Here is a 10343-nt window from a genome sequence, read left to right as displayed (position 1 = left end):
TGTCTTGCCGAAGCCTCTTCTTTTGGGAGAAGATTCTTGTGTAGCTTGCGGGTAATCCTCTACCCATTTCAGGGTTAGTTTCTACCCAACGAATCGCACTCCAGTTCTAAACCCGTAGCTCCTAGCGTGGAAAGTGGCTTCATGGGCTGGTTCTAAGGCATATTTTGCTAGGCACTGCCAAGCTCTATCTGCTATGGTAGGTATTTTCAATATTCGGGTTGTCCCATCCTTTTTAGGAATTGGAATTTCCCGAAGCTTGCTGTGATGCCAATTGTTGTAATTGGTCTTGAGGACTGACTCAAGTGCAAATCGTTCCTCGAATGAGAGGGATTTTTTGCCATCAATACCCGCCGTCTTTTTACCATTGTTTAGCTGCGTTACTTGACGAATAGCCAATAATCTAGCTGCACGAGATTTCAGAATAAGTTTCTGTAAAGACTGCGCTTTCCGCCTGTCTCCAACTTGAACCGCTTTGAATACGCGCTTTTGCAGGCGGAATAAACCTTGACGGAATTGCTTCCACTTTAGATTTATCCATGATTCAGTGATATTTCTATCCTGCCTAACCATACTCTGCTCCAATTTGTATTTTCTGAACACCTTGCAGCAATTACGCTGCATCCTACCCGAATTGAAGGAGTTCCGCTGCTCGTCTAGCCTACATCGGGGTTCGACCACCCCTAGACCTTCCATCCGTTTTTCTTCGTTCCCTCAGAGAGATTGTTATGTCCCGTTAGGTGTAGCCAATTCAACCATTGGATTCCCTGGACTCTTACCGCTATTGTCTAAAGATGCGGTGGGAATATCTCCAATCAAGTCAGGCTTTTCAAAGTTGCGCCCTGCTTACCCATAGGTTGCTTTTCTAGGCTCGGTTTCACCGTGAGGACTTCCTATTAACGCCAGTGTCAATCCGCAACGGTTGTCTGATTGCGTCCTGTTCCCAGCTTCGACCTCCCGAAACCGAGTCGGGTCATCGTGGGCAGATAAGGGTTCACATCGAGTCTGATGGACAGGGTTTTCACCTGTATATCTCCGAGAGTTCAACTCTTTTCCGTTGTTGGTTAGAGTTGGATTAGCTATGTACGGACTGTTTACCGTGATTTGCCAATCAACGAGTCGCACTTAGACTTGAGATGCTAAAAGATTCACGCCCAGTACAAGACTGCCCTAGACCGTTTGGGGAGGTTGAAGGACAAAACAGGATGCTTGTTCACCTGGGTAAAAATGTTTAACAAAAATGTCAATGTTATCGTACTTCCTAACTAAATCAAAGAATTCTCGCTGGAAAGTGCGATCGAGGCCATAACTTTTTATGGCTAGTTGAGGTTACTGAGTATTTGTGTGATAACGATCACTAATTAATGTTAGTAGTATCACATAGAAGCAACGTTTTCGATCACGACAGGCAGGCGAAAATAGCCGATAGTGGTACTGTGATGTTGAAAATTTGACAATCCCACGGTAGACGTGTTTTACTCAACTGGCGATCGAGCAAGTAATTTCACAGAGGCCTGCCCGCGTGCCGTGAAAGTTGGTTGCACCGTCACTCGGCGCGATCCGCTTCGGCCCATCAGAGTGCTAATGTCTCAGGATTTCTCACAAAGGGAAAGCCAGAAATACACTTCTGGGAGCAGGATAATCTGTGTCTAAATGTGCTTCTAGCTAGCGTACAGACCAAGGTTATATGCTAGCTATAAATCGCCAAGACATTCGCAAAAATTACCAAAAAACACCAGAAAAACCATGATATATGTTTAACAAAAAGAGAATAAATGGTATTCCTTAAAAGTCAACTATTGCAGCTAATGTTGCGGTCGATCAGTTAACTGATATCAGTATTAGCAATGATGCTTGTGCCATCCAATACCAAACTGACTCATAAACCGGGTCTTTCACCAAAAGACGCGTTCCAGCCCTTGCTCCAGGTAAAAAAAAACAAGCTTCTGAGCATCTGAGTAAGTCCAGGCATGAAAAAGTTTAATTGAGATAGCTTGTCTATTCCTTTCTTGGCAAGCAAAAGGCGAGCATTTAGGAGGGGAGAAGATTTTTCTCCCCAGTCAAAAAAAACAATTGTATAGTGCGAATCCTCGTGAGGTAATTGATATGGCTGGAGTATGTAAACTTAGCATCACAGAGACCACAGAAGAACTAAAAAGCCTGTTAACCGAACAAAAAACGGCAAGCGGCTTTCAAAAAATTCAAGCACTTTACCTGTTCAAAATTTGTCACGTTAAGACAGTTAAAGAATTGGCAATGACGATCGGCGTAAACCGCATTACTGTGCAGCGGTGGCTGAGAAAGTACAGATCTGATGGACTTGAAGGACTCCTGGAAACCAAGCACAGCGGTGGCAGGAAGCCGGCGATTCCTCCTCTGGCCCGCGCTAGTTTGGCAATGCGCCTCAGCGATCCCCAAAAAGGCTTTAAAAGCTATGGAGAAATTCAAGAGTGGTTGCAGCAGGAATACAGCATAGAAGCTTCCTATAAGGCCGTTTACGCAACAGTCAGATACCAGCTCAAAGGCAAGTTGACGAAAGTTTAGATAGACAGTTCATCCCAAGTCTGGTTAATCACCGTCCAATTGTTGATACTCAGAGTTTAAAGCTGTTGATGACTTTGGTTGTCACTAAAAACTCACTACTTCTTTTTGAACTAAGATCGCTCTCACCAACTGCCGATCGTATAAATTATCTGTTGTGCCGATTGGGTTGAGGGGGAAAATATTTGATGGTTTTCCCTGGTTGGTGAAAGATGCTTAAGCAATGCGCCCGAATTCATAACTTGCAAGTTGTGTCTAATTTGCAGGTTTTGTTATAGAAGAATGAAGAAGTCATTAGTCATCAGTCATCAGTCATCAGTCATCAATAACGGCTTGCTTCAGGATAAAAAGAAGGAAGAAGCCAGCCTTTAGTTATCGTCGCGAGAGACTTTTCTTTGCAGTTGATCGCATGAGTAAAGCGATCGCGCGCCAGAACTTCCCAACCATCAGTCATCAGTCATCAATAACGGCTTACCTCAGGAGAAAAAGAAGGAAGAAGGCAGCCTTTAGCGATCGTCGCGAGAGACTTTTATTTGCAATTAATCGGATGAAGAAAGCGCACGCCAGAACTTCCTAACCATCTGGCGGGGCTGGTATATGTAAAAAAATGGCAGCGACTAAGGCAAAAACCGATCCAAAGCAGCTTTCAACTCTTCTATTTCGGTATCGATATTGCCTTCTTTCGCGGCTCTGGCAATGCACTGAGTTAAATGTTCGTCAAGAATGATTCTTGCTACGCGATCGAGCGCGCCTCGAACTGCTGCAACTTGCACGAGAACTTCGGGACAGGGACGGTTTTCTTGTACCATGGTTTTGATGCCCCGGACGTGTCCCTCAATCCGAGATAAGCGATTAACCAGCCGTCGCATCGATTCTTCATCGTGATGGTGAGGGTGGACTGATTGATTGTCGTGATGGTGGTGGTGGGAATTTGAGGGTACGGATTTGTCAGTAGAAGTGTCAGATATAATCATCAGGGTTGTGCCATTTGAGATTTGAGATTTGAGATTTGAGATTGGGGAATGAGTTATTCCGTAATGGTTTAGAGCGCTGGACTACAGTTGAATTCTTTTTTTGAAGCTGGTATTACTAGGGAAAATTTTCAAGTTAGAATTGAGAATATGTTGAGTTTGTGCTGGCTCCAGACTCGTGTATTGTAGCTCTCTAAATATATTTAGGATCTTCATAGCGGCAGATTATTGAGTCCGCTCGATCGCACGCCTTTACCAGAATAACCCAGACTAACAAAGATTGACGCTATGCGACTATTTAAGTTTTTTGGCTCCGCACCCCGCACCGATCGCTGGTTCGGACTCATTTTAGCAATGACGATCGCCCTGAGCGCTCTCTTCATCAATGCTGCACCCGCTTCTGCCGCAGACGGCAAAAATCCGCCCAACTGGCAGGAACAGCCCAAAAAAGCCGTGCAGCAAGTACATTGGAGTTCCCCAGCAACTCTCCCAAATCCGCAAATGCTAGCGCTGCGGAGCCCGGAACTCCCGGTGGCTGTGGCGGCAGATACCAGCAGTTTTGTGACGGCGGCAGTCGATCGAGTCGGGCCTGCTGTTGTCCGGATTGATACCGAGCGCACTGTCAGCCGCAACCTCGACCCCTTAATGGAAGACCCCTTCTTCCGCAGATTTTTGGGAGAAGATTTGCGGAGCATGACGCCCAGACAAGAACACTTGCGGGGTCAAGGTTCTGGCTTCATCATTGACAAAAACGGGATTGTGTTAACCAATGCTCACGTGGTTGACAAAGCCGATCGAGTAACTGTCACCTTAAATGACGGCCGGACATTTCCAGGAGAAGTCCAAGGTACTGACGAAGTAACAGATTTGGCTGTTGTCAAAATTAATACCAAAGGTGTTAACTTGCCCGTGGCAGCACTGGGAGATTCCGATGCGGTGAAAGTCGGTGATTGGGCGATCGCCGTGGGCAACCCCCTCGGATTTGACAATACCGTCACTTTAGGCATTATTAGCACTTTGAAGCGATCGAGCGCAGCCGTCGGCATTCCCGACAAGCGCCTCGATTTCATTCAAACCGACGCCGCCATCAATCCCGGCAATTCCGGCGGGCCGCTGTTGAACAGCAGAGGAGAAGTGATTGGCATCAACACGGCGATTCGGGCGGATGCAATGGGTATTGGGTTTGCGATTCCGATCGACAAAGCGAAAGCCATCTACGCCCAGTTAGCCAAGGGAGAACAAGTCAGCCATCCGTTTTTGGGGATTCAGATGATTGCTTTGACTCCGGAAATGGCCAGAGAGAATAATTCTGACCCCAATGCTCCTTTGATTGTGCCCGAAGTTACAGGGGTATTGGTGATGCGAGTTGTACCCAATACGCCTGCTGAGAAAGCCGGGATTCGGAAAGGAGATGCGATCGTTCAAATTGAGGGCGAGAAAGTGACTCAACCCGAACAGTTGCAAAATTTGGTGGAAAATAGCCAAATCGGTCAAATTTTGAAACTGAAGGTGCGCCGGGGTTCCCAGGTTAAGGAAGTTGCTGTGACAACTGCTCAATTGAGAGATTTTTAGAGCTGAAGGAGAAGGGGGGAGATTGTTAAAAACTCCCCCCAAAAAGTTTGTAGTGAGGACTTTAGTCCTATCTTGATAGTTCTAGCTAATAAATGACTTAAACGGAGTGGAAAATATTGAACTCAAAAAAGTCACACAGCTCTAATTTAATGGGTTATGGAGGTTCCGATCGCTCCTGTGCGATCGACCCACAACAGTCAATCAACTCTCAGCAGTCGATCGATCATAGCAATCGATATGTTATCTATATTCGTGTGGGTTCGTAAAAAAAATCTGGAATGGAAACAGTTATTTTTTCCAAGACTGCCCTTTGATATACATAATAAGCAACAGCAAGATCAAGGATTCCCATACCAAATGGCGAATATACGGTTGGCTTGTGTATGTCTAAAGTGAGTTTTCCTTGAATAAGTTGATCGATAGTTCCTGTAACAAAATCTCGGTTTCCAACTTCTTGCTCGGTAAGATGCAAAGATGTTGCAGATTTTAAACAGTGATCTACATCATCGACAATGTTGTTTGACTCAAGAATAATTTTTGATGATAAATCTCGCAAAGATAAATGCAAAATAATTGGATTGTGGGAAAAGACACTAATATCGTCAATATATGGTGCATCAGCCGTTGTAGTAAAACTAATCAAATCACAAGATGAAATCAGGTTTTCTTTGGTCGATGAGATTTGAACTTCCTTGATTCCTCTCTCTTGAGCATACTCTTTCATCGCCATACTGTACTCATCAGCTAAGTCAAACAAATCTAGTGCAGATATTGTCCAACCAGTATTTAGCAAAAATTTCAAGACATAACGAGCAATTAGTCCGCATCCAACAATCCCCAATCTTTTGACTGTTTTTGGTTTGATAAGATTTTGGGCTGCTAAAACTGCTGAAGCGGCGGTTCTAGAAGCACTTATAATCGAGCCTTCAAGACAGGCTATTGGATATCCAGTTTCATAATCATTGAGAATAATCACCGCAGATGCACGAGGGATTCCATGGGCGATATTTTTGGGAAAACTGGCAATCCATTTTATCCCTGAAATATTGAATTCTCCTCCCAAATGTGCAGGTAAAGCAATGATTCTCGCTTCTGGCTTTTCTGGATATTTCAAAAAATAACTATCTGGGTTTATGGTGTTTTTGTCTCCATGAGTAAGATATGCTTTTTGAACTAAATCAATTACATTCGCATAGTTAGTTTGGAGTATTTCATTAACTACTGAACCAGAAATAACTGTAAAATTTTGCTCTATGGTGTTTGTTTTCATGGAATTAATTTTTATTGGTCTTTATATTGCGTTAAGGCAATGAGGAAAGCGTTCCGAAACCCACCGATCGTCATAAATTGTATCTAGGTAGCTCTCTCCTAAATCAGGACTTATTGCTACTATACTTTTCGCTGCATCCAGTTTATGTGCATAAGCTTTGATGCCTGCCAAAACTGTTCCAGTCGAACCTCCGACTAAAAATGTTTTTTCGCGTAGTAAATATCGACACATTTTTATCGTGTCCTCTTCTTTAACTACTACAATATCATCAATTAGACTTTTATCTACCAATTCTGGTTTTCGACTTGTACCTAGTCCTGGAATATATCTTTTACTAGAAGGTAAATCGAAAGTAACCGAGCCAAAGGTATCAACTGCAATAACTTTTGTTTTTAGCTTGCGATCTCTAATGTATTCAGCACATCCCATTAATGTACCTGTAGTACCTGCACCAATAAATAAGTAATCAACCTCTGAAAAGCTTTCAAAAATTGAATGTGCTGTACTCAGATAATGTGCATTTTTGTTCTCGCAGTTCGCATATTGATTCAGCCAAAATAAATTTTTATTTTCTTTAAGCAATCGCTTAATTAAATCAATTCTGCTATTTAAAAATCCTCCATTTTTATCTCTATCTTTAACAATTACAAGCTCGGCTCCGAACAATTTTATATATTTCTCATTCCTAGACGAAATGTTTGGATCGCTGATACAGGTAAAGCGATATCCTTTAGTCGAACAAGCTAGGCTAGCCGCCACTCCTAAGTTACCAGACGAAGATTCGATAATATGGGTACGATCCGGTGATATCTCTCCTTTTTCTTCGAGAGCCTCTATCATACGTATAGCAGGTTTTATTTTGATAGACCCTGCTGGATTAAATCCTTCAACCTTCAAAAATATATCTGCTTTCAAAGACAAAAAATTGTTTAATTTACAAAAAACTTTGTCGAGAACCAGTTCCAAACAGTTTTCAGCAATCAATGGAGATATCATCAAACCTGAGCAAGATGATTTGAAATTCTCAGACAAAATTAAGGGTGTTTCCGTATCTGGTGCATCGTAAAAATTCATAAATTTCTTAAAAGTCTTGGATGGAGAAGAAACAGTTTATGTGATGTTTTTGTTTTACATACTTTCGAGCTTTCTCTATCAATAATATCATGATGTTATTGCTTCTGGGATGGGGGGGGGGTACCCCTCATCTCAAAATGACATTCCACAAGTATTATGGAAGATAAGAATGTTAAGTATCTGAACAAAAAAACTACAAAAAATTTGTATTGCTTGAAGGAATGATTAACAACTATGCTCACATCTGACTCAAAAAAGATTAAGTTATTACGTTATAAGGGACTTATTATGGTGCTGGTGGGGGCCACCTTATGGGGACTTTCTGGTACGGTGGCACAAAGGCTTTTTCAAGATGAGGGATTTACTCCTGGTTGGCTGGTAACAATGCGCCTGCTAATCTCAGGAATATTGTTATTAATAACTGGATGTTTCCGAAAGAATTTCCATCAAGTTTTTGCTGTGTGGCACGATCCCAAAGATCGGATTCGATTAGTGATTTTTGGAATTATTGGTATGTTGGGAGTACAGTATACCTATTTCGTGGCAATTCAAACCGGTAATGCTGCTACAGCAACCTTATTGCAATATCAGGCTCCATTATTTATTATGGTTTACTTAGCAATAAAGTACAATCGAATTCCGAATTATCAAGAGTTTATAGCCCTAGGATTTGCCCTGTTAGGTACATTTCTTCTCGTAACAAATGGATCTGTTCACCAGTTGTCTGTCTCCAGCACATCAATAGCATGGGGATTAAGTTCTGCAATTGCACTTGCATTTTACACATTATATCCATCAGGTTTGCTACAACGTTGGGGTTCTGAAGTAATCATTGGGTGGGGCATGATTATAGGAGGTATTGCATTATGCCCGATCGCTTCTCCTTGGCAAATTCAAGGTCAACATTGGTCTGTAATTACTGGTTTGTTAGTAAGTTTTGTGATTGTATTTGGCACAGCAATCGCTTTTTATCTCTATATAGACAGTCTTCGATACATTACACCTACAGAAGCCAGTTTATTAGCCAGTGCAGAGCCTTTGTCGGCTGTAGCTGCATCAGTTATTTGGCTTCGCTTACCACTGAGTCTTTTTGAAGGTATCGGTGGACTATGTATTGTTAGTACAGTGTTGATGTTGTCGCTACGTCCCAAAAATCCCAGCAAAACATTATAAAAATCAACTAGAAATATCGTCGATCGGAGGGAGAAACAATCAGTTTTTTGATATGTCTATATATCAAGAAAAATTATCAGCTTGCAGCCGTTAACTAAACTGTAATTTAAATCAATAGAGGTTCATACTAACCGTGAAAACAAACAATCAGCCTTGTAATTTTTTCTTAATGACTGAAAATAGCTTTCATCCAACTTATTTAGTGTCACAATGGTACACCAAATTCCAAGGAAACCCATTTTTTAGAGGTATTCTCATACGAGATGATAAAAATGATGCTTCACACCAGAGTAAAGAGCGATTTCATCAATTACATCAGAAGGAAAAACTTTTAACAAGTGATTCTCTACAGGAAATCCAAACATTATATGGTGGACTTAGTAAGACGGAAGAAGCTATGATAAGATTATTTGGAATACCTGCATTGGCACAAAACTCATTTCAAAAAAGTATCTTTTTAGGTAAAACTATAAATAGTGAAAAAGTGAAGGAGTGGCTACAAATAGAATGTAAAAATGAAGGTAAGATTTGTATGTTTGTGTTTTTGGATAAGATTCTTAGTCCTTGGTGGATTGAATTGACAGAAGGTAACATTATTAATGCTCATTCTGCTGTTCTTCCTTATGCAAGGGGTATGTTTGCTGTCGAAAATATGGCATCTCGTGGTGATATTGAAGAATTTAAACGAGTTGCTGGAGCGTCTGTTCATTATGTAGATGAAGGCGTAGATACTGGCCCTATTATTCGGGCTGTCAGAATACAAAATCCCTTTGAATTTCAATCTTTGTCGGAGGTAAAAGCTTATAGTTATAAGCTGGCTTTCGATCTTCTGATACAACAAGCTTCAGAAATGATCGAAAATCCTCAAATACAATCTGTGGGGATCAAAGCCTATCCTACACTCATCAGTCCTGTATTTTCTAGAAAAGACTACACTCCCCAGGTCGAAGAACTCGCCGAAAAGAGATTTATAGAAATGAAACAAGATTCAGTCAACGCTATAAAAACAAAAACAACCTATAAGAAAATTCCTACGGGATAGATCCTCGACTTCTTTAAGAATTCGGGGATCTGGGTATAAAGTAAAGTCACCAGCCAGCAGATGCTTCCCAGTCGGTAATCGCTGCTTGCTGCCATGCTTCATCCTCATCGGTTAATTCATCGCTCAGTTCATCCAGCAATAAACAGGCTTCTACCATTGCCTGTTGTTCTTGTTGTTTGCGCCATGCTTGCAATAAAACCTCAACTAGCCGACTGCGATTTCTACACGCTGGTCAATGTAACGCACTAACTCATCTGGCAAAGAGATATAGCAATCCTAAATCATTATCAAGGTTATGATATAATTATATGCAATACTTGATTGTCACAAAAAGATGAATAAATTACAACCACAAAAAGTATCCGCTCAATAATTCGGGGTAGCAGAGGAAAAAAAGTAAGCAGAGTGCACAAAGTGTTATAAAATAGGACACATGACGCCAAAGACTATTTCACAAGACAAGTCATCCTCCAATATACTGCAAACCATCGACCCCTCAGGTATTGCAGACCAATCAATGCGTCAGACAGTAGAGCTCTTACTGAACCTAATAGAGCAATTACAATTAAAAGTCAAAGACTTGGAGTCAGAGAATCAACGGTTGAAAGATGAAAACAACCGATTGAAGGGAGAACAAGGAAAACCAGACATCAAAGCCAACTCCAAAGGATTCAAAAGTCAGCACTCATAGCGAAAAAGAACG

At 41.6% G+C, this 10343-nt stretch carries 11 protein-coding genes; 6 read left to right on the top strand and 5 right to left on the bottom strand.

Annotation, left to right across the window (positions count from 1 at the left end; translation table 11 throughout):
• Nucleotides 1-81 precede the first annotated feature (81 nt).
• Nucleotides 82-570: a reverse transcriptase N-terminal domain-containing protein gene (locus tag JGK14_RS32395; RefSeq protein WP_325315938.1), complete on the bottom strand. Its 489-nt coding sequence runs from the start codon at nt 568-570 to the stop codon at nt 82-84.
• A 1533-nt stretch (nt 571-2103) separates the two neighbouring features.
• Here JGK14_RS32395 and JGK14_RS32390 point away from each other — a divergent pair.
• Nucleotides 2104-2541, top strand: a complete 438-nt coding sequence (locus JGK14_RS32390) for a helix-turn-helix domain-containing protein (RefSeq protein ID WP_293175495.1) — start codon at nt 2104-2106, stop codon at nt 2539-2541.
• Between the two features lie 406 nt (nt 2542-2947).
• On the top strand, nt 2948-3115 hold the full coding sequence (locus JGK14_RS32385) for a hypothetical protein (RefSeq protein WP_293175493.1): 168 nt from the start codon (nt 2948-2950) through the stop codon (nt 3113-3115).
• A 40-nt stretch (nt 3116-3155) separates the two neighbouring features.
• Here JGK14_RS32385 and JGK14_RS32380 read toward each other — a convergent pair whose 3' ends face one another.
• A complete protein-coding gene (locus JGK14_RS32380; protein ID WP_293175491.1) occupies nt 3156-3512 on the bottom strand; it encodes a metal-sensitive transcriptional regulator in 357 nt (118 codons plus the stop codon).
• A 285-nt stretch (nt 3513-3797) separates the two neighbouring features.
• Here JGK14_RS32380 and JGK14_RS32375 point away from each other — a divergent pair, with 285 nt between their 5' ends.
• Nucleotides 3798-5081: an HhoA/HhoB/HtrA family serine endopeptidase gene (locus JGK14_RS32375; RefSeq protein ID WP_293207525.1), complete on the top strand. Its 1284-nt coding sequence runs from the start codon at nt 3798-3800 to the stop codon at nt 5079-5081.
• Nucleotides 5082-5325: 244 nt separating this feature from the next.
• Here the strand turns inward: JGK14_RS32375 and sbnB are convergent, their stop codons facing one another.
• Nucleotides 5326-6351, bottom strand: a complete 1026-nt coding sequence (sbnB, locus tag JGK14_RS32370) for a 2,3-diaminopropionate biosynthesis protein SbnB (RefSeq protein ID WP_293175487.1) — start codon at nt 6349-6351, stop codon at nt 5326-5328.
• Between the two features lie 21 nt (nt 6352-6372).
• The gene (gene sbnA / locus JGK14_RS32365; RefSeq protein ID WP_293191570.1) at nt 6373-7425 is read right to left on the bottom strand and encodes a 2,3-diaminopropionate biosynthesis protein SbnA; all 1053 of its coding nucleotides are present in this window, start codon (nt 7423-7425) and stop codon (nt 6373-6375) included.
• Nucleotides 7426-7659: 234 nt separating this feature from the next.
• Here sbnA and JGK14_RS32360 point away from each other — a divergent pair, with 234 nt between their 5' ends.
• Both JGK14_RS32360 and JGK14_RS32355 read left to right on the top strand, forming a co-directional pair.
• On the top strand, nt 7660-8598 hold the full coding sequence (locus JGK14_RS32360) for a DMT family transporter (RefSeq protein ID WP_293191571.1): 939 nt from the start codon (nt 7660-7662) through the stop codon (nt 8596-8598).
• A 133-nt stretch (nt 8599-8731) separates the two neighbouring features.
• The gene (locus JGK14_RS32355; protein ID WP_293191572.1) at nt 8732-9640 is read left to right on the top strand and encodes a formyltransferase family protein; all 909 of its coding nucleotides are present in this window, start codon (nt 8732-8734) and stop codon (nt 9638-9640) included.
• A 46-nt stretch (nt 9641-9686) separates the two neighbouring features.
• Here JGK14_RS32355 and JGK14_RS32350 read toward each other — a convergent pair whose 3' ends face one another.
• Nucleotides 9687-9833 (bottom strand): hypothetical protein, encoded by a 147-nt coding sequence (locus tag JGK14_RS32350; RefSeq protein WP_293175479.1) that lies wholly within the window; start codon nt 9831-9833, stop codon nt 9687-9689.
• Nucleotides 9834-10073: 240 nt separating this feature from the next.
• Between JGK14_RS32350 and JGK14_RS32345 the strand changes: the two genes are divergently transcribed.
• On the top strand, nt 10074-10331 hold the full coding sequence (locus tag JGK14_RS32345; RefSeq protein ID WP_293191573.1) for a hypothetical protein: 258 nt from the start codon (nt 10074-10076) through the stop codon (nt 10329-10331).
• Nucleotides 10332-10343: the final 12 nt, after the last annotated feature.

It is taken from the genome of Microcoleus sp. PH2017_28_MFU_U_A (assembly GCF_020738035.1).
GTDB lineage: Bacteria > Cyanobacteriota > Cyanobacteriia > Cyanobacteriales > Microcoleaceae > Microcoleus.
The sequence above is the reverse complement of the archived record's forward strand: the minus strand, read 5'-3'. Positions and strand labels throughout refer to the sequence as shown.